Below are 20,172 nucleotides of genomic sequence, written 5' to 3' on the forward strand. Positions count from 1 at the left end.
CTGATGTTGTTGGGTTGGCTGCTCTTAGGCGCGTGCCAACCCAAAGGAGAGCAAAAAGCCGTCGTAACCAATGCCAGCACCCCCGACAGCCTCAACTATAGCCTGCGTATCACGCCTGATAGGCTCTGTGGTATAGAAGTGATGACACAAATGCAAGGCACGCAGCAGCTCAATGGTGGGGCTTGTATGCAGTTTCAGGACGAAAACCACGATATTTATCTCATCGTTATCAGTGATTATAAAGCCAATCTGCAAAAACAACACAGCTTGGTAGATCATCAAGATTTTGCCCATAAACAACTAAAAGCCAAGCTAAAGCGCTTCAGAGCCGCCCAGCAAATCAGTACTACTTTGGGCTCGTTTCCGGCCTTGCTAAGTGAGGTTTATGGTAGGGTAGACGATATGTCGATTTTCTATTACTTGGCTGTGGTCGAAAGCCCTACACATTTCTACCAAGTTTTGGCTTGGACTTACCGCCACCAACGTGAGCAATACCTACCCGCAATAGACCGAATGGTGCGCTCTTTTGTAGAGGTAAATCCTGACCTTGCCATCCAAGCCGCTATCAACTCTCAAGGCCAAAAACCTTGAGTAACACTGTATCAAAAAAACATCCTTTGCTGATGCAAAACTAGAGGTTAGAAAACATTCCACACCACTGGACATTTTTCAAATCCCGATGGGCTAAGGCTCATTTTACACCCAAAATAAGGCCTCAGCCTGTTTCGGAGCTAGAGCTCCGGGCTGCTTTTCCAAAAATGTCCAGTGGCGTGGCGTTTCTACATTCGCTCAAAAGCCTTTCTGAGTTTGTCGATATTTTGTTTGATGAGGCTCACCTCCTTGTCCGAAATCAGTTTACCATAGCTATTGCGCAGTTGGCTCATTGCTCCTCCATTGCTGAGTAGCTGCTTCTGCTGTTCTATGCTTTGGCGGATACCTTCCTTCTGCTCATCCGAGATATTGGGGTCCTTGAGTTGTTCCTCTAACGCTACGACCGCTTTTTCGAACTGCTCATCAAAGTTCTGTTTTTCGTTTTCCTCTTCGGCAGTGATGAGGGTTACGCCGGCAAAAATTTTCTGATAGACCTGAGCAAACTCTTCTACACCCTGAAAGCCGTGTTTGATGGTATATTTTTGTAACGAAGCCATTTCACTCAATACATTTTTAGAGTCAAAAGTCTTTTCATTGGCTTTGAGGTCTTCCAACATAGCGATCAAACTGTTGATGTGGCCTTGAGTCAAGTTAAAATTACTCAAAGGATTGCCTTCCAACAGCTCGTCTGCGCTGGTTATTTCATCATTCTGAGTTTGCTCAGAAGCCTCTGTGTTGCCACCGCCGCCGCAAGCCACACAAAAAACACATAGCAACAAGGCAACAGAGAACAGCATTAAATTTTTCATACAATGGGGTTTGGTTAGGGTTTGGTGATGGGTTAAATCAAGGTATACGAAGGGAGAAGATGATTGTTGCGGGTATAAGCCTTGCGAAAATGTACGATTTTCGACACTTTTACTTTGGTTATCAATCCCTAAAACTTATGATGAGAGCATTTTTTTATTTTTGGAGTCTATTATGCTGCCTTGCCAACACCGCGCAAGCGCAGTTTACACGCCAAGACAGCCTTAGAGGCTCCCTTTCAGCGCTACGGACTTGCTATGATGTGCATTATTATGACTTATCATTGACTGTGTATCCAGACCAGCGGTTTATCCAAGGCTTTAATGATATACACTTCAAAGCTAACACTAGTTTTGAAACCCTGCAAATAGACTTGTTTGAAAATATGGCCATCACCGCCATCACTTGGGAGGGGCAAAGCCTCTCCTTTGAGCGCGAAGGCAATGCAACCTTTGTCAGCTTCCCTCGCCCTCTGGCTCAGGGGAGCCTGTCGGTCATTCGGGTAGCCTATGAGGGCAAGCCTACGGTGGCCATCAATGCCCCTTGGGATGGTGGCTTCACTTGGGCTCAAGACGCAGAGGGCAAGCCTTGGATAGGGGTCTCGTGTGAGGGCATCGGTGCCAGCCTCTGGTGGCCCAACAAAGACCACTTGTCCGAAGAGCCGGACAGTATGCGCATCCGCTGCGCCGTGCCCCAAGGGCTGATGTGTGTGGCCAATGGCCGGCTAAGGGGTACGCAGCAGCTTGAAAATGATTTGGTGCAATTTGATTGGTTTGTGAGTTATCCCATCAACAATTACAACGTAACACTCAATATTGCCAATTATGCACATTTTGAGGATGTCTATGAGGCTGCTGATGGCGACCGGCTTACCCTTGATTTCTTTGTATTGCCCAAAAATCTAGAAAAAGCCCAAAAACAGCTTGGCACACAAACCAAACCTATGTTGGCTTGCTTTGAGCAGTATTTTGGCAAATATCCCTTCTGGAACGATGGCTACAAAGTAGTCGAAACCCCCTACCTCGGTATGGAGCACCAAAGCGCCATCGCTTATGGGAATGGCTACAAAAATGGTTACCTCGGCTCTGACCTTAGCGGCTCAGGTGTAGGGCTGAAGTTTGACTACATCCTCATCCACGAAAGTGGCCACGAATACTGGGGCAATAATGTCAGCTGTGATGACCACGCTGAGATGTGGATTCACGAATCGTGGTGTACCTACAGCGAAGTAGTGTATGTAGAATGTATGTTTGGAAAAGCTGCGGCAGACGCTTATGTCAATGGTTATCGCTACAAAGTGGAGAACCGCAAGCCGCTGATAGCACCTTTGGGCGTAAATGCGGATGCCCCCGGAGATATTTACTTCAAAGGTGCTTTGATGCTGCATACCCTGCGCCACGTAGTCGATAACGACGCGCTTTGGTGGGCCACTGTCAAAAATATCCAAAGCCATTTTCGCCATCAAGTCATCAATACACAGCAGCTGATTGATTTTATGAGCAAACAACTAGGCGCTGATTATCAGTACTTTTTTGACCAATATCTCTATCAAGCCAAGCTTCCCGAGCTCGAAATACAGGCTCTTGAAGGTAAAGGCTATCGCTACCGTTGGGCGAACTGTGTGCCGGATTTCCGGATGCCTATAAAGGCTAAAATCAATGGCAAAACCCAAACCCTCACCCCTACCACTGTTTGGCAAACGCTACCAAAGGCGACGAGTGTCAAGCCTCTTATGGAGCTGTATTACATCAAATAATCCGTTAATGCGCGTTTTATACCAAACTTCACAAGACCGCTAATGGAATACACCCTCCCTCAAGGGTTTAAGGCACTTGAAGGAGGGTAGTAAACACTACTCCTTAAACTTCCGCAGGTTATAGGTAAAAGTCAGCATATAGTAGCGTGTAAGCACCTGATTTTGCACATCTTCAATAAAGACATCTGTTACATTTCGGGCAATGCTATTGTTTTGCCCCAGCAAATCGAAGACTGTCAGGCGTAGCTCTCCGGCTTGCCCGGCCAAAAATTTCTTCCCAATCCCCATATTCCAAAGCAGAAACTGCTGATTGAAGCCCTCGGCCAAGCCCTGAAAGTCAAGCGCGGCTAAGTCCTGCTGCCATACAAACCCTTTCCAAAAAATAACATTGGTTTTGAGGTTGGCTGTTTGGGTAAAGAAGGTATTGTTGAGCGCAGGCTGGATGGCATTGCGGACATCATTGTAACCAAAAGTATAACTGAGGGTATAGTCTATTTTTTCACTGATATTGCTACTCAGGGTCAGGCCCTGCGAGAGGTTGTATGACTCAGACTGATTCTGTATGCCATTGATGATGCTGGGTGTGCGGCTATAACTACCTCCGACATTGAAGTTGAGATTGACCTTGAGCTTGTTCAACGGCAGACCATAGGTTACAAAAGAACGTAGGCTGTAGAAGCCATCGAGGTTTTCGAAGGAGGTCAGCTGTGTGCCTTGGTTCAAGGTAATGCCGCGTTCAGGCAAGAACACATCTTGGACAGCAATGGTAGTGTTGTTGCCTATGAAATCTTGGGTAAATGAGCCTCCCAAGAGTGCAAAAAAGCTGTGCCCGTTAGGGTTGGCATAGCGGAAGCGTGTGAAAATATTGTGGCTAAAGGCCTGATTCAAATCGGGGTTACCGGCGCGCAACAACAAGGGGTTGGTATTGTCTACCACGCCTTGTAGTTGGCTGGCGCTAGGAGCTTGGGTATTGGTACGATAAAACAAGCGTAAGTTGCTCTGTTTGTTGAAGTTGAGCGCCAAGTTGGCATAAGGCAACCAATTGATAAAGTCTTTTTCGAGGGCAAACGCATTGGGGAAGCGCTCATCAACACTGAGGGTAGCATACTGCCAATTGACCCCAAAACCACCTCTGACAATGCCTTTTTGGCTGTTGAAGCGGTATCCGGCCCCTATTTGTTGTACAAAATAGTCGTTGCGCAGTTGGTTGCTCAGGGCTGTATCCAACAAGTTGAAGCGCCCCACAACGGGGTCGAAGTTGAAGGTTTCACGGTCTGCGGCACTGAAGGTATTCCCAATGCGGTAGTTGAACTGTAGCTGCCCTTGTTTGCCCATTGGCTCAGTGTAGGTCAGGCTGGTGTTCCAGCTAAAGCCTGTATTGAGGCGTTGGTTTTGTTGGTTGAGCGAATCAGCCACTAGGCTTGGTCGCTCAAAAAACTGATTTTCGGACAATAACGCGCCCTGCTCTTGGCTATTGTTGTAGCCCGTTGTCAGGTTTAGGGTGATGGTACGTCCGCGTTTGGCAAATGCGTGGCGTAGGAGCAGGTCGTTGTTGAGCCGCCAAGCCTCGTTGTTTTGGCGGTAAGTATTTACTGACTGATTGAGCAAGACATCCTGTGGGGTTGTGTTGAAGGCATCGATGCGGCTTTGGGCACTAAAGAGCTGCAAGGTAGCGCGTGGCGTCCAGATCAGGTTAGTTTTTTCGCTTAGGGCATACTCTAGGCGCAGCTGTAGGCGGTGGTTTTCGTTGTTGCTGCTCTCGATGCTGTTTTGGCTGTAGAGCTGCGATTCGTTGCCTTCGAGGAAGAAGGTGCGAAACAGCCGCTGGTCGTTCACATTGCGGGTTTGGTTATAAAAATAGCTGCCCGTCAGTTTGAGCTTCTTGTTCCACTCATTGGTATAGTTGAGGCCAAGCGCATTGGTGGTATTGATACCGTTTTGCTGCCCCACGCTAAAATCCTCCCCTTGGTTACCAAAGTTGAACCCTCCGGGGCCGCCTCCGCCCCTGCGGCCACGCCCTGCGCCCGACTGCGCGCCGGCTACTCCGGCGAGGTCTTCTGCGCCAAAATTTTGTTGGTTGATATTGTTGCTCAAGCCAATGACCGACAGCCGGCGCGCATCGCTAAAGTTATTAAGGTTGCCCCCTGCTTGGTAGCGGTTGTCTGTGCCATATCCGGCATAAGCCCTGCCAAAAGTACCGTTTCGGTATTCGGGTTTGGTAACAATATTGAGCGCCTTAGTTGTGTTGCCATCATCAAAGCCGCTAAATCGGGCTTGGTCGCTCTGTTGGTCAAGCACTTGCACTGCCGAAATCATATTTGCAGGCAGATTGCGCAGCGCCGCCGCCGCATCTTCTCCGAAAAACTCGCGTCCATCTATCAATACCCGCCTCACTTGTTCGCCTTGTGCCTGTACTTGCCCTCCTTCTACGGTTACGCCGGGCATTTTCCGCACCAAATCTTCGGCGGTAGCATCGGGGTTGGTCTTAAAGGCATCTGCATTGTACTGCAAAGTGTCCCCTTTTACTTCTGTCATAATTACATCTCCCTTGATTTCTATCTCATCAAGGGTGCGGCTTCGCAGTTTGATGTCGCCTAAGCGCGTAACAGCCTGCTCCAGCCTTACGCGCTGCATACCGGTTTCGTATCCTACATACCGGATAGTCATCATATAAAACCGATGGGGCAGGTTGCTAAACGAAAACTGTCCTTCGACATTGGTAACAGTAATGCGTTTGTCATTAGTGTCGCGTGGTGAGACCAGCATCACAGTCGCTCCGGGAAGCCCCTCTTGCGAAGTACTATCGAGCACGATGCCCGTCAATTGATAGTTTTGTGCCTGTGCCTGCACACCCCCCAAGTAGCAGGCTAGGGCTAGGCATAATAGTAAAATGCTTTTTTTCATAAATGCGTTATTCAAAATATAATTACTGCACAACCTTTGTGCGCTCAATCTAGGTTTAGACTCCATTGAGAGGTGAATGTTTAACGCCTATAGGCAATAAATAGCTGTTTTTTGCCCAACAGACATATTTTCTTGACCAAATCAGCATACTTTTTGCCCAACAACAACTCAGATGAACTTGGCTTTTAGCCTCTAACATCCAATATAAGCAGGTTATAGACGTGGGGTTTTGGGCAAAAAAGCTTAACTTTGTGCTCATCGCTTCGTATCCGTACAAAGGTTTTACACGCCAACCTACCCTTGTTTGCGCCCTTTGCACCACACTGATTTCAGAAAATTTATATGAGTACGCCCAAGAAAGCAACTACTGTCGCCCCAGAAACGTCTACTACCATTCCCGCTGTTGCCCCTACAACGGCGACCCCTACCGATACTTCTGCTGAAAAGGCAGTAAAAAACGAAAAAAGGCTTCGCCGTATGGCAGTTAGACGGACCATCAAAAGTACCATATTCATCATTTTAGGCATTTTCAGCGCCGGGCTTGGCTTAGAAGGCTTCCTGCTTCCCAATAAATTTATTGACGGCGGCGTAACGGGTATTTCGCTCTTAGTAGCCTCTGTTACCAATATCAAATTGCCGTTTCTGATTTTTGCCATCAATGTACCTTTTATCATCATAGGCTACCGCCAAATGTCGCCTATGTTTGCCCTACGTACTACCTTGGCCATCGCGGGCTTGTCCTTGGTGCTTACTTTTGTACACTTCCCCGTAATGACCCACGACAAGCTGTTGGTGGCAGTGTTCGGCGGATTTTTCCTCGGTACTGGTATTGGCTTTGCTGTGCGTGGCGGGAGTGTGATTGACGGCACAGAGGTGCTGGCCGTATATGTTACCCGCAAAACAGGGCTGAGTATCGGAGATATTATCCTGCTTATCAACATCTGTATTTTTGCTGTGGCTGCTGTGATGCTTGACCTCGAAACAGCATTCTACTCTATCCTGACCTATATGGCTGCCTCGCGAATGGTGGACTTTTTTGTACAGGGAATTGAAGAATACATCGGGGTTACGATTATCTCCAACCGCAGCGATGATATTCGGCACGCCATCATCCAAAAGCTTAGCAGGGGTGTTACGCTTTACAAAGGCCAAAGTGGATACAACCGCCGTGACATCACTATTGTCTATACCATTGTTACCCGCCTCGAAATCTCCAAACTACTTAGCGAAGTCGAAAAAATCGATGAGCAGGCTTTTGTCATCCAAACCCGAGTAAGTGACACCAAGGGCGGAGTCATCAAAAAGCGCCCTCTACACTAACCCGTTTGACGTTGTTATGGAAGAGTTTTCACGGCAGGCTTTCCGTTTTGTACACGAGCTGCGTGTGCGCTGGGCAGAAGTGGATTCGCAAAATATTGTGTTCAATGGAAATTACCTACACTATTTCGACATCGGAATAACGGAGTATTTCCGTGCGCTCGGGCTGCCTTTTGGTACTGGCAATCAAGATTTAGGGGAGCTTTTCGTACGCAAGGCCACCTTAGAATACCACGCCCCCGCCCACTTCGACGACTGGCTCCAAGTACGTGTGCGCACCGAGCGCATCGGCAACAGCAGCCTACAATTTGCCCTCGCCATTACCCGTCAGGATGAAGAGGGTATCCGTTTGCTCGTGAGCGGAGCGCTGGTATACGTACATACCAATGCCCAAACACGTCGACCGGAGGCAGTGCCGGAACTGCTGCGGCAAAAACTCCAAACGTACGACCAACTCCGCTAGTAATGCAAAGCTAGCACGTTATATCAACTCATTTATTTCATAACTTTCCCGAAGCGGGAGCTTCAGGCTACACACAATGAATACCCCCGACCATAGCACTTTTATGTCCGAAGCCCTTACTGAAGCCCTCAAGGGTATCAAGGCTGGCGACGGCGGGCCTTTCGGCGCTGTGATTGTCCACCAAGGACAGATTATTGCCCGCGCCCACAACGAAGTACTCAAGACCCACGACCCTACCGCCCACGCCGAAGTGTTGGCCATCCGCCGCGCCTCTGCTTACTTAAAGCGCTTCGACCTATCGGACTGTGAGATTTATACTACCTGCGAGCCTTGTCCGATGTGTTATGCTGCTGTACACTGGGCCAAAATGGAGACCCTCTACTACGGCTGCACCCGTGAAGATGCGGCGGCCATCGGCTTCGACGATGCCTACATCTACGAAGTCATCCAAGGAACGGCCAAGGTACAGCAGGTCAGCCTGACCCAAATAGGCCATCAGGCTTGTATGACGGCCTTCGAGGCTTGGACGATGAAGCAAGACCGTACGCAGTACTAAATACCATTATTCCCCAAAAAATAGTCGAAGCCCAGTGTCTCAAACCATAGAAATCATCAAAATCGGGGGCAATGTCTTAGATGCGCCCGAAGTATTGACCCAATTTTTAGACCTCTTTGCCCGCCGCCCGTACCCGGCAGTATTGGTACACGGAGGGGGTAAAATAGCCACCCAAACTGCTGCCAAGCTAGGGATTGCCGCCCGTATGCACGAAGGCCGCCGCCTAACAGACGCACCTATGCTCGAAGTCGTAACGATGGTCTATGCAGGCTTGGTCAACAAAGGTTTGGTAGCCCAGCTCCAACAACGCGGCCTGCAAGCGCTTGGCCTTTGTGGGGCCGACGCAGACCTCATCCGTGCTGTCTGCCGCCCTGCTGCTCCGATAGACTATGGCTTTGTGGGCGATGTGGTTTCGGTCAATGCCGCTGCGCTAAGCGCTTGGCTCGAACAAGGGCTGGTTCCTATTGTGGCGCCACTCACCCACGACGGCCAAGGGCAACTACTCAATACCAATGCTGACACCATCGCTGCCGCCATCGCTACAGCATTGGCACCCACCCACGAGGTGGTGTTGCGCTATTGTTTTGAGCAAAAAGGAGTTTTGCCCGACCTCCAACAACCCGACCATTACTACCCCCAGCTCGACCCGGAAAGCTATGCAACGCTCAAAACACAAGGAGTCATTCACAGCGGCATGATTCCCAAACTTGACAACGCCTTTGCCACCCTCCAAAAGGGGGTAAAAGCCGTTTGGATTGGCCACGCGCTCGCGCTCGAAGGAAATTCCCCAGCCGGAACGGTACTCAATTATACCAAGCCTCACACGATTTGATTTTCTTGATTCTCAAGGATTTTCAGCGCACACATTTCCCAAACCATTTTTGATTGGGTATAAACTATAGATTTTCAGACAATACCCAGCGGTGTAGCCCAATAAGAAGAGTAGACACCTACCAACAGTTCTATTGTCTTGCCCGAAGTCCTTGAGATAGATAATCAAGTGGTTCTAAGGATGTTTTTTGCCATATCATAGCGGCTGTTAGTCGCCTTATCGCTGCAATTCATCTAAAAAAAGTACAATACTCTAAGCAAGTGCTGTATTTCTTAAACTTGGTTGCCATTTTGTAAGTATAAGCACAGGAGTCTTTATCGACTACACGGTTGAGATTCTGTAATTTATCTTATTACCTATACTTCTTGTGTATATGCAGCAGTTACTATTCGAAAGCTTGCGTTATGAGCCTATTGGAGCGACCTCTTTCGAGGTCAAATCAGAAAAGAAAGTACTATTTCGCTATCGTTATCACGCAGATAAGGGCTATTCTGAAAACAATTGGTTTGATTTTGCCTCTGAAGAAGAAATCAAAAGCATCTATGAGTTAATCTTCGAATATCAGAAAAATCACAACATCCCTTTCGCAAACAGTTTGTCGGACATCAGCGCATACGATGGCAGCTTCGATGCAGTCAACCTATGGTTGATTTCTCAATACATTCCAAAGCTATTGAAAGAAGGCTTCCAGCGCTTGGCAATAGTTGTCAGTAAAGAATTTTTTGCTCATCTATCTTTTGAAGAATTTGAGGCGATGAGTGCTCAATTGCCTTTTGAACAAGTAGCTTTCGAAAACCGCGCAGATGCCGAACGCTGGATTGTCTGCTAAGGCTGCGCCGTCTCCACCATGCTAGTTGCGTGATTTGTTGTCAATTTGGTTTGGGAAAGATACTTTTGCGTTATGCGCTTAGAGTTCCCAAACCTTATTTTTTTGTCCAAGCCCTTAATTGCTCTCGTGTGGGTGGGGTATTTTGGCTTGCAGTTGTTCCTGCTGCCCTATTCCCCCCTACCTTGGTTCGACGAGGTGTTTTTTGCCGATATGAGTTATCAATTTTGGCAGAAAGGCAGTCTCAGCCCAAGTGTGGCAGTATTCCGACCTCTGTATATCTACGGCTTTGTACACTTTGGGCTGTCAGCGGCTATGTTTGAACTTTTGGGCTTCGGGATTGTCAGCTATCGGCTCAGTTGTTACTTGGGAGCTTTGGCTGTGCTATATCTTTTGGCGCGGCTGCTCCACCGTGAGCGCCCCCTCTCTTGGTCTTGGTATGCTTGGGCTTTGTTGGTGGTCTTGTTAGACCCGTTTTTCAACCTCTCTATGCACGAAGGGCGAATGGATTTGCTGGCTCTGGCCTTGTGGTTGGCTGGGCTGGCCGCATTGCCCCTAAAGCACGGTGGGCAGCGTGCTTGGCTTAGCAGCGCCTGTTGGTTTTTGTTGGCACTACTGACTACCCCTAGGGTTGGTTTTATGGGCGTTCCGCTGGCCTTGTTATTGGGGCTGAAGTTAGGGGTTGATAGGCCCTCCTTCAAGCAGCATTGGCGCGGGTTTTTGCTTTGGGCAGGCCTGATTGTAGGCGGGTATGCCCTTTGGGTTGTCATTTCTTTTGGGGGATTTGGCGCACTGTTGACCTACCTGCGCGAGCCACAAGCTTGGCACGACGGCGAGCGGTTGTACCAAAAGTTTTTGGGCTTTAGCGGCTACATCCCTAGGCAGCAAGGTCTTTTGATACCCCTAAGCCTGATGGCTTGGGTAGGCTACTTGGGCGTATTAGGGCGCAGCAAAAGCACGGTAACCTTGCTAGACTGGCAGCTGCTTGGGAGCATCCCTTGTTTTTACCTCATTGTATACGACGTAGGGCCTTATGCTATCTTTATACTCCCCAGCCTCTATTGGCCGCTGTTGCGTTTGGCGCAGCTGAGTTCCCCCTCTCAAGGTGCTTACTTCCGCCGAGGGTATGTCTTGCCCTTGTTGTTGCTATTTGTGTTCAACGGAACCTATGCACTCTTGAAAAACGCCCAAATACTCAGTTCCCTGAGCCAACGCAACCCTACCACTGCCCAAGCATTTGTTGCCAAAAACATCCCTCCGGGTAGCCGTGTAGTGGCCGAACCGATGTACTACTATGCGCTCCAAAAAAACGGCTCACAGCTCCAGTTGATGAACTATTTTGAAAATCTCTACAGCCGCGAAGCACGGCAACGAACACAGTTCGACTACGAATACCTCATCGTTACCGAACACCTTCGGTGGCGCGACCCTCAAACTGTAGCGCATTACCTCTCACAAGCCGATTTTGTATTGGTCGATAGCCTCTTTCTCCCCCCTAGCCTCTGGGCCGAAAAACTGGAAAGTACCAGACTCCTTTCGCCTGTAGAAAGGACAGGGTATAGCGCACTGATTTACAGAAGATTGCCATAATCACCTGCTTTTTTTAGTACCAGCAAGAAACAATTGCCTTGGGTAAATTGTATTACAATTGGCCTTGGGACAATTGGATTGGGAAAAGTATTTGAAAAAAAATTAAGAATTTTCCGTTCAATGCTTGTGCTTTCAAAAATAGTTCCTACCTTTGCAATCCCAAACGACAACAACGGTTGCCAAAATCATCAAAATAAAAGATGATCCTTTAGCTCAGTTGGTAGAGCATCACACTTTTAATGTGAGGGTCCTGGGTTCGAGCCCCAGAGGGATCACCAGTTTTTGAAAAGTCTTTCAGGCCACGCTTGAGAGACTTTTTGCTTTTATACTCACTTGACTATCAGGAGAAAGCTTTATATTTGCTTCCTGTACAGCATTATTTCTCAACATTATGCTAGGACTCAAACTGCCTACCGACCCACGCTGGGTCAATATCGCCGAAAAAAATATCGAAGAGATTTTGGTAGACCACGCCTACTGCGAGCAAAAAGCAGCCTCGACCTGTATCTCCTTGATTGTACAATATCCTACACATCCTGAGTTGGTCGAAAAGCTTACGCCTATCGTTACGGAAGAATGGGGGCACTTTCGGATGGTGCTCAATGAGCTCAAGAAGCGAGGCTATGCGCTAGGCCCCAAACGCACAGATGAGTACGTTGTAAAGCTCTCCCAACATATCCGCAAAGGCAACACCTTTCAGCTACTAGACAAGCTCTTGGTCTGTGCCCTGATAGAAGCCCGTAGCTGCGAGCGATTCCGGCTCTTGTCTTTGCATATTGCCGACGAGCGACTAAAGCAGTTTTATCACGACTTGATGATTTCGGAGGCCGGGCATTATGTCAATTTTGTAGATTTGGCCAAAAGCTATTATCCCGAAGCCGAAGTAAAACAAAGGCTGGAAGAGCTACTCGGTATTGAGGCCGAAATCATACAAGGGCTTGAGATGCGTGCAGACCGTATGCACTAAGCTTACGTTATTCCTAACACTTTCACAAAGGGGCTCTTGCCCCTTTTCTTGCCTATGACTCAACAGCACCTTACCCTTACCTACGAGCGCCTCCATAGCATAGAGGCATTTCCAACAGACGAACAAACCCTGATACGTGCAGCTCAGGCTGCTTGCCATACTGCCTATGCGCCTTATTCGGGCTTTTGGGTCGGCGCGGCGTTATTGTTGGCCAACGGGGAGATTGTCAGTGGTAGCAACCAAGAAAACGGGGCGTATCCCTCGGGGCTTTGCGCCGAGCGTGTGGCCTTTTTTCAGGCCAGCAGCCGCTACAAGGATGTTCCCATTCTCAAAGCGGCTGTGGTCGCTTATAGCCCCCAATCGGGCAAACACCTGCCAGCCAACCCTTGTGGCGGCTGTAGGCAAGTGATGGTAGAATATGAACAAAAGCAAGCACAAGACATTGGCCTGATTATTCTGGCAGAGCCAGAAGTATATTACCGCTTTGAGCGTGTGCAGACCTTGATGCCCTTTGGTTTTGTGGCTGATTTTCTGAAGCAGGCCTAAGCCCTCTCAAGAAAACTTCACACCGCTAGACATTTTTGGTTTTTGTGGTTTTAAGGCGTATTTCCCCCCTGTTCTTGGTGTATATTTAAACACAAAGTATACACAAAGAAACATTCCATATGGTGGATTTCTTCGGAAGATTTTATGTGATGAATCAAGAACAAATTAGAAAATATCCGATGGTGTGGCAAGATTCACTCGATTTAAGGATTTATAACCGTTGATTTTCTTGGTATAAGTCATTGTTAGGGATAAAAATACAAGTTTATGGTATTATGGCGTAAAATTTGAGGTGTGCAATGACTTTAAAAACAACTGAACCCTTTTTCAAACCTCGCTACCCCCACGCTATGGCACTGATAAGGATAGCGCTCTTCCCATTGGCCTTGATATACCAATGTGTAACAGATTTGCGCAATGTATTGTATGAATTTGGGCTTAAAAAATCTACCAAAGCTGCCAAACCAGCTATTTGTGTAGGCAACTTGACTGTGGGCGGTACGGGCAAAACCCCACACGTAGAGTACCTCATACAGCTCCTCAAGCCGCACTACAAGCTGGCTACCCTCAGTCGAGGTTATGGGCGCAAGACCAAAGGCTTTTTGCTAGCCTCTCCTGCCCTCAATGCGGCTGATTTGGGAGATGAACCAATGCAGTTTTACCAGAAATTTGGCCAAGAGGTGTATGTGGCTGTGGGCGAAAAACGCGTGCCGGCCTTGGTGCAGCTCACCGACGAACACCCTGATGTAGAGCTGATTTTATTGGACGATGCTTTCCAGCATCGGGCGCTGAAGCCTCATTTCAACTTATTGTTGACAGACTACCGGCGTTTGTTTTACCAAGACTTCGTGTTGCCTGCCGGGCGCTTGCGCGAAAGCCGCCGCCATGCCAAACGCGCCAACGCGGTAGTGGTTACCAAATGCCCTCCGCACCTTAGCCCTTCCGAACGTTGCGATATTCAGAAGCAAGTTCGTGCCTATACCCCCCCCGAAACCCCTGTATTTTTTACGTATATCCGTTATGGATTGCCTTTGCCCTTATGGACCGAAACCCCAGCCATAGAGCAATACCTGTCGCACGTAAAAGACAGCCAACAACTCCGCATTACGCTTGTAACAGGAATCGCCCATACACAACCTTTGACCCAGTTTTTGCGACAACATTATACCATCAAACAACATTTTAGCTTCAAAGATCACCACCACTACAGCCCCCAAGACCTCAAAAACATACAGCAAGGCTTCCAGAAACAGTTGGCCTCTTCTTTTGATATTATCTTGACTACCGAAAAAGATGCCGTCAAATGGCAATCGCCCGAACTGGCCGCTATCTTACAAGAACTCCCTGTATATTACCTCCCTATAGAGATTGATTTTTTGGCTGATAAAGAGGAGTTTGATGCCTTGATTGTTAAACAAGTTAAAAAGTACGCTAAGCAGATAGAAAATTTCTAACTTTGCCGGCCTAACAAGGTTCGCCCGATTTCTATCATAGCTTTTTTTATGCCTTATCCAACGGCTTTTTTGTCTCAACCCAACGCCTGTTGGCCGTGGTTGATGTGTGTAGGGTTGGCATTGGTCCTGCCCTTTTCGACAGTAGCTCAATCTCGTATTATAGACGATAGCACCAAGCAGGTCTATAGTGCTAAGACCGTGCGCTATTACCTAGAAAAAGACCTAGAGTTTGGTCATAAAGCAACTACTTATGCCCTTGATACCCTGCTGGACGGGTTTCATCGCTATACGCCTGTCCAAGAACGTGGGTTTTATTATCAAGATCTAGGGGAGCTAGCCACCCCACTACAGCCAATATTTTATGATATACAACAGCAGGTTGGAATGCTATATGGCAACGATGTATACAGTCCATTTTGGTTTACTCCTGAAAATGTGCGCTATTACGATACCAAATCGCCTTACAGTCGCGCACATTATGTCCAAGATTTTCGAGGCGACCAATTTATTGACTTTACCCTTTCGCGCAATATCAAGCGCAACTTCAACTTTGCGCTACAATACAAGCGGATGTTTTCTAACAAGCAGTTTGGCCTCACACAAAGCCCCGAAGTACGAGCCAATCAACACCGCTTGGTAGTATCGGCGGCTTACCTTGGCAAAGACAGCCGCTATTCGGGCTATTTTCATTATTCACATTTGGTAAGCGAAATGTCTGAGTCGGGTGGGGTGCGTTTTAGCGAAAGTGCTCCTGACAGCCTCTATGGCTATGAGCAAAGTGAAGGCCGCCTCAGTGGTGTGCGTAGTTGGCAGACTTACAATGCCCTCCACGCCTATCAAGAATATCGCTTGACCAAGCCAGTGGTTTTGTTTCATGTTTACGACTGGAAGCGTGTGCGTGATACGTACACTGATGTCAATGTGGGAGCCAATAGCGCTACGTTCTACCAACTGTTTGCCCCACCCCCGCTGTTGGTCAATGATACGACCCTTGAGGGTATGCGTTATTACCTGACCGAAAATCGCCTCGGGCTCAAAGGGCGCTTGTTTGATGATGTGTTCTATTATCAAGGTTATCTGCAAAGCCGGTTTTATGAGTGGCAGACCGACTACGTGCGCGGCGGACTTACCCCCCGAGATACTCTCGACGGAATTGGGAATTTGAGCGCTATGTTGGAACTTTATGTTGGTGGTAAGGCCGAAATACGCTTTGGGGAGGAGTTTCAGTTGGGGGCACACCTCAGCTATGGCCTCAATACACCTGATTTGATGAACAAGGTCTATGCGCGTTGGAAAGGCTTAGAAGCCTCGTATCTACTCATCTCTCATAGCCCAACCCTATTGCAAACCCGCTTTTGGAGTAACCACTTGCGCTGGCGCAACTCTTTCAGCAATCCATTATCGCAAGAGCTGCGCGCCTCGTGGCGGCAGGCGCTGGCCAATGAAGCGCTTGTTTTGCGCCCATTTACGGTGTTTAATGTTACTAGTGGGATGATTTACTACAACGAGCAAGCCCTCCCCCAACAAGCCGATGAGCTATTTAGTACGCTGCGCCTAGGTGCAGAACTACACTACCGGTTGGGACGCTTCCATACCCGTACTACGGCCATTTATACCCAAAGCCTAGGCGCAGATCTTTTCCGCATACCGGCTATCTGGGCTACTAGCTTGATTTACTGTCAAGATTGTTTCTTCAAGGAAATCATCAGCACACAGATAGGCTTTGATATCCACTACCGTTCTGATTTTTTTGGGCAAGCCTATATGCCTGTTAGCAAGCAATTCCACCTACAAAACAATTTTTTGATACAGGCCTACCCGCTGGTGGATATGTTTTTGAGTAGTCAGATTGGGAATGCGCGTTTGTTTTTCAAGCTCACACACCTCAACAACATCAGCAATGAAGCGCTCACAGGCTATGCGGTCTCTCCTTTCTATCCGGGCAAGCGCTTTACTTTTGCCTTTGGCTTCGACTGGCGCTTTTATGATTAGCCCACGCTACTGGACATTCTCCAAATCCTACAGCGAAAACTGTGGGCTAAGTCTCATTTTATTCCCAAATAAGGCCTCAGCTTGTCTCGGAGTAGGAACTCTGAGCTACTTTTTCAAAACGACCAATGCGTGTGATTAGCTCCAAACATCATTACACAACAACCTATACCATCGTTGTAACATAGCTCGCAAGCTAATGATTGCTTACCCAACACAGCCTATAACACACCAAAACCGCAGTCCTGAGGGGAGCTGCGGTTTTTGATATGTAAGCAAATATGATTTGATGCTCAATTAAGCACCTTGTCCGGCAGAGAAAGCATCTTCGCCATCAAAACGGCAAAGGTTTTCTGTTTTGATGATATCAAAACCTGCTTCTGTGATTTTGGTCTGCAGGGCCAAGATGTCTTTGTATGGCGTGTCTCCGTTTTTATTTTTGAAGCGGCAGCGCCAGTGGTCAGTACAGAAAGTCTCAGGCAAGCCGTTGGGATATACCTTAACGCCACGGTTTGTAATCATGGTCAGCTCGAGGTTGCTACCGGCAGTAGCGGCTTCGAGGCCTTTGCCGAGCTTGTTGGCATCGCGGTCATCGCAGTACAAGAACACGTCTACCCCAATCGTTTCCATCTTGACAGGCTTCACTGGCTTGAGCTGTACTTTGATGGCTTCTTTGGCCTGAGAATAGTCTACAGGGTTAAGTTTGGTAGGTTTCTGACCCATACGGGCGATTACAGCGTCGGCAAACTCTTTGGTACCTACTTTTTCAGTACTTACGTTTTCTTTGAAGATGTCATAAGTATGCACACCATCTTCAAGCGTTTTGAGCCAAGCATTGTGTACTTTTTCGGCTACGTCGCCTTGGCCGATGTGTACCAACATTTGTACTGCGCCGAGGAGTAGTCCTGAAGGGTTAGCTAGATTTTGGCCTGCGCGGCGGGGCGCTGAGCCGTGGATGGCTTCAAACATCGCTACCTCTGCGCCGATGTTGGCAGAGCCGGCTAACCCTACTGAGCCTGCAATCTGAGCGGCTACGTCAGAAAGTACGTCTCCGTAGAGGTTAGGCATTACGATGACATCAAATATTTCGGGGGTATCCGCCATCTTTGCTGCACCGATATCGATGATCCAGTGCTCTTGCTCGATGTCTGGGTATTCGGCACCGATTTCATCAAAAACTTTATGGAACAGGCCGTCGGTCTGCTTCATAATGTTGTCTTTGGTAAAGCAAGTTACCTTTTTACGTCCATACTGGCGGGCATACTCAAACGCATAGCGGACGATTTTCTCGCTGCCGGGGCGGGTGATTAGCTTCAAACACTGCACTACTTCGGGGGTTTGCTGGTGTTCGATACCGGCATAAAGGTCTTCTTCGTTTTCACGGATGATGACCACGTCCATTTTAGGGTGTTTGGTATCTACATAAGGAGCATAAGACACGCAAGGGCGGATATTGGCAAACAAGCCCAGCATCTTGCGGGTAGTTACGTTGAGGCTTTTGAAGCCACCTCCTTGAGGGGTAGTGATAGGAGCTTTCAAGAAAACCTTGGTACGACGGAGAGACTCCCAAGCGCTTTCGGCAATACCGGCTGTGTTGCCGCTAAGGTATACTTTTTCGCCAATCTCGATTACCTCAGGCTTGATACGAGCGCCAGCTGCTTCAATGATGCGCAGGGTCGCTTCCATAATTTCAGGCCCAATGCCATCTCCATATGCTACGGTAATAGGGGTGAGTTCGGACATAGTTATCGTCAAATTTTAATACAAAGTTTTAGAATGCACGCAAGATAGTGCAAGAAAGGTGAAAAAAGTAGTAAATGTACTTTTTTTTCAGGATTAGATGCTACTTGGGCATTTGCTCAACTTTAGGGAGGCGCTTTCGTATTTGTAACTATAGTTGTTTGGTTTTCAAGCTTAATTTTGGGTCTCATGAAACAGCATATCTGTCTTTTGGGTCTTTTGTCTTGGTGTTTTTTTAGGGGCTGCTGGGCTTTGGGCGCAGTCTACCCGCGATAATATCGACCCTTCGAAGCTCCCCAAGGAGGTGAAGCAAGTTTTGGAGTCATATATACAAATTTTGCAGGGATCTGGCAGCCTCAACGAGTGCGCCGAGCGCTTTGCTGCCATTGCCGGCGGCTCCTTGGTCAATGAGGATGGCCAAACTTTGCGTAATAGCGTTCAACCTTACTCCCTCAAGAAAGACTACGAAAACATCAAGTTTTATGCGCAACCTATACGCATTACTCGGGTGAATGTGCGGCCAAGCAACTCTGGTTTTGGGCCGAGTGCCATCAGTGGTCAGGTCTACAAAATCTGGATTGACAAAGCAAAGGGGCAGGCCGGTATGCCAGCTCCGATTTCGATTATGGTTCCCGAAAACCACCCCAGTATCCGCGACCCCAAGGTCATCAGTATTGGGAGCTTATGATATTCAAAAATACTATCCGTTGTTTTACCCCCTGTGGTGTATCATTGAGTCTGCTAATTTTTGCTCTTTGTGGACATTATGCTTATTGGGCTCTCGGTACATCCCACTGGGATTTGAAAATGTCCCGTGGCGTGGAAGTATTAAAAACTAGAACCTTGGTGTACTAAATCATTACTTTGACAAACGTTTTTGTTGAAATGATAGTTATACTATCATCTAAAAATACCGTACCTTTGTAGCCTATTGCCCTTGCGTCGGTTTTTCCATCATCAATTACAACAAAACACCCAAAATTTATGTCAGCCACCAATGTTCATCAAGTTTCCATCCAAAACCTTCAAACACATATAGCGCCTTTGCGTGAGCGCATCATAAACCACCCTGTATACCGTGAGATTGAAGATTTAGAAGACCTTCGCTTGTTTATGGAGTCACACGTATTTGCAGTATGGGATTTTATGTCCTTGCTCAAAGCTTTACAGCAGCAACTCACCTGCACTACCACGCCTTGGTTTCCGGTAGGCGCACCCGATACCCGCTACCTCATCAATGAAATTGTTACGGGCGAAGAATCAGATATTGATGAGCAAGGTTGCCGAATGAGCCATTTTGAGATGTATTTGGCTGCGATGACACAGTGCCAGGCCGATACCTCTGCTATCCAATCGTTTTTGGAACATCTGCGCAGCACCAAGTCCCTAGAAAACGCATTGATAGCGGCCAAGGTGCCGGCAGCGGCGGCCAATTTCGTTCGTTATACTTTTGAAGTCATTGCCAGCGGGCAAGCGCACATACAGGCGGCTGTGTTTACTTTTGGGCGTGAGGACTTGATTCCGGCTATGTTTCATAGCCTAGTGGCAGACCTACGCGAAGTATTCCCTGACAGCATCAACAAATTTGCCTATTACCTAGAACGCCACATCGAAGTAGATGGCGAGCACCACAGTCACTTGGCTTTGGAAATGGTGGCGCAATTGTGTGGAGAAAATCCACAGTGTTGGCAAGAAGCCAAAGAAGCTGCGGCAAAAGCACTCGAATACCGAATCGCTCTTTGGGACGAAGTACGCCAACAAATTCAACAAAACCGGATGGCAGACCTAGTCTGAGAGGCTTATCGGCCTTGGCCGGAGGTACATATGCCCAATC

Annotated in this window: 17 protein-coding genes and 1 tRNA gene; 15 read left to right on the top strand and 3 right to left on the bottom strand. The window is 48.0% G+C overall.

The genetic code is table 11. The features are described from left to right. Positions 1-3: 3 nt before the first annotated feature. Positions 4-591, top strand: coding sequence for a hypothetical protein (locus G499_RS0115335; RefSeq protein WP_027000667.1), 588 nt, complete (start codon positions 4-6; stop codon positions 589-591). A gap of 188 nt (positions 592-779) precedes the next feature. On the opposite strand, the gene G499_RS0115340 is transcribed toward G499_RS0115335, so the two are convergent. Beyond that, positions 780-1,400, bottom strand: coding sequence for a hypothetical protein (locus G499_RS0115340; protein ID WP_027000668.1), 621 nt, complete (start codon positions 1,398-1,400; stop codon positions 780-782). A gap of 137 nt (positions 1,401-1,537) precedes the next feature. Here G499_RS0115340 and G499_RS0115345 point away from each other — a divergent pair, with 137 nt between their 5' ends. After that, positions 1,538-3,154: a M1 family metallopeptidase gene (locus G499_RS0115345; protein ID WP_161627768.1), complete on the top strand. Its 1,617-nt coding sequence runs from the start codon at positions 1,538-1,540 to the stop codon at positions 3,152-3,154. A 96-nt stretch (positions 3,155-3,250) separates the two neighbouring features. Here the strand turns inward: G499_RS0115345 and G499_RS0115350 are convergent, their stop codons facing one another. Beyond that, positions 3,251-6,058, bottom strand: a complete 2,808-nt coding sequence (locus G499_RS0115350) for an outer membrane beta-barrel protein (protein ID WP_035727737.1) — start codon at positions 6,056-6,058, stop codon at positions 3,251-3,253. A 342-nt stretch (positions 6,059-6,400) separates the two neighbouring features. Here G499_RS0115350 and G499_RS0115355 point away from each other — a divergent pair, with 342 nt between their 5' ends. The 11 genes from G499_RS0115355 to G499_RS0115405 all read left to right on the top strand — a co-directional run bounded on the left by G499_RS0115355 (position 6,401) and on the right by G499_RS0115405 (position 16,601). Beyond that, positions 6,401-7,378, top strand: a complete 978-nt coding sequence (locus tag G499_RS0115355) for a YitT family protein (protein ID WP_245576757.1) — start codon at positions 6,401-6,403, stop codon at positions 7,376-7,378. 16 nt (positions 7,379-7,394) lie between these two features. Further along, positions 7,395-7,838, top strand: a complete 444-nt coding sequence (locus tag G499_RS0115360) for an acyl-CoA thioesterase (RefSeq protein ID WP_027000672.1) — start codon at positions 7,395-7,397, stop codon at positions 7,836-7,838. A gap of 76 nt (positions 7,839-7,914) precedes the next feature. Further along, positions 7,915-8,394 carry a nucleoside deaminase gene (locus tag G499_RS0115365; protein ID WP_027000673.1) on the top strand — a complete coding sequence of 160 codons (480 nt, stop codon included), beginning with the start codon at positions 7,915-7,917 and terminating at the stop codon, positions 8,392-8,394. Between the two features lie 34 nt (positions 8,395-8,428). Beyond that, positions 8,429-9,226, top strand: coding sequence for an acetylglutamate kinase (gene argB / locus G499_RS0115370; protein WP_027000674.1), 798 nt, complete (start codon positions 8,429-8,431; stop codon positions 9,224-9,226). Between the two features lie 373 nt (positions 9,227-9,599). Then, positions 9,600-10,055, top strand: a complete 456-nt coding sequence (locus G499_RS0115375) for a hypothetical protein (protein WP_027000675.1) — start codon at positions 9,600-9,602, stop codon at positions 10,053-10,055. A gap of 102 nt (positions 10,056-10,157) precedes the next feature. Further along, positions 10,158-11,642: a hypothetical protein gene (locus G499_RS0115380; RefSeq protein ID WP_154658491.1), complete on the top strand. Its 1,485-nt coding sequence runs from the start codon at positions 10,158-10,160 to the stop codon at positions 11,640-11,642. Positions 11,643-11,844: 202 nt separating this feature from the next. Beyond that, a tRNA-Lys gene (locus G499_RS0115385) sits at positions 11,845-11,920 on the top strand. A 113-nt stretch (positions 11,921-12,033) separates the two neighbouring features. Beyond that, positions 12,034-12,609 (top strand): MiaE family protein, encoded by a 576-nt coding sequence (locus G499_RS0115390; RefSeq protein ID WP_027000677.1) that lies wholly within the window; start codon positions 12,034-12,036, stop codon positions 12,607-12,609. 54 nt (positions 12,610-12,663) lie between these two features. Then, complete coding sequence (locus G499_RS0115395; RefSeq protein ID WP_027000678.1) at positions 12,664-13,155, top strand: cytidine deaminase; 492 nt, start codon at positions 12,664-12,666, stop codon at positions 13,153-13,155. A gap of 350 nt (positions 13,156-13,505) precedes the next feature. Then, the gene (gene lpxK, locus G499_RS0115400) at positions 13,506-14,609 is read left to right on the top strand and encodes a tetraacyldisaccharide 4'-kinase (RefSeq protein WP_027000679.1); all 1,104 of its coding nucleotides are present in this window, start codon (positions 13,506-13,508) and stop codon (positions 14,607-14,609) included. A gap of 48 nt (positions 14,610-14,657) precedes the next feature. Beyond that, positions 14,658-16,601, top strand: coding sequence for a putative porin (locus G499_RS0115405; protein WP_081413834.1), 1,944 nt, complete (start codon positions 14,658-14,660; stop codon positions 16,599-16,601). A gap of 294 nt (positions 16,602-16,895) precedes the next feature. On the opposite strand, the gene G499_RS0115410 is transcribed toward G499_RS0115405, so the two are convergent. Next, the gene (locus tag G499_RS0115410) at positions 16,896-18,341 is read right to left on the bottom strand and encodes an NADP-dependent isocitrate dehydrogenase (protein ID WP_027000681.1); all 1,446 of its coding nucleotides are present in this window, start codon (positions 18,339-18,341) and stop codon (positions 16,896-16,898) included. A gap of 334 nt (positions 18,342-18,675) precedes the next feature. Between G499_RS0115410 and G499_RS0115415 the strand changes: the two genes are divergently transcribed. Then, a complete protein-coding gene (locus G499_RS0115415) occupies positions 18,676-19,026 on the top strand; it encodes a hypothetical protein (RefSeq protein ID WP_154658492.1) in 351 nt (116 codons plus the stop codon). Positions 19,027-19,322: 296 nt separating this feature from the next. Then, positions 19,323-20,132 carry a DUF3050 domain-containing protein gene (locus G499_RS0115420; RefSeq protein WP_051296307.1) on the top strand — a complete coding sequence of 270 codons (810 nt, stop codon included), beginning with the start codon at positions 19,323-19,325 and terminating at the stop codon, positions 20,130-20,132. The last annotated feature ends 40 nt before the right edge of the window (positions 20,133-20,172 follow it).

Source organism: Eisenibacter elegans DSM 3317 (assembly GCF_000430505.1).
GTDB lineage: Bacteria > Bacteroidota > Bacteroidia > Cytophagales > Microscillaceae > Eisenibacter > Eisenibacter elegans.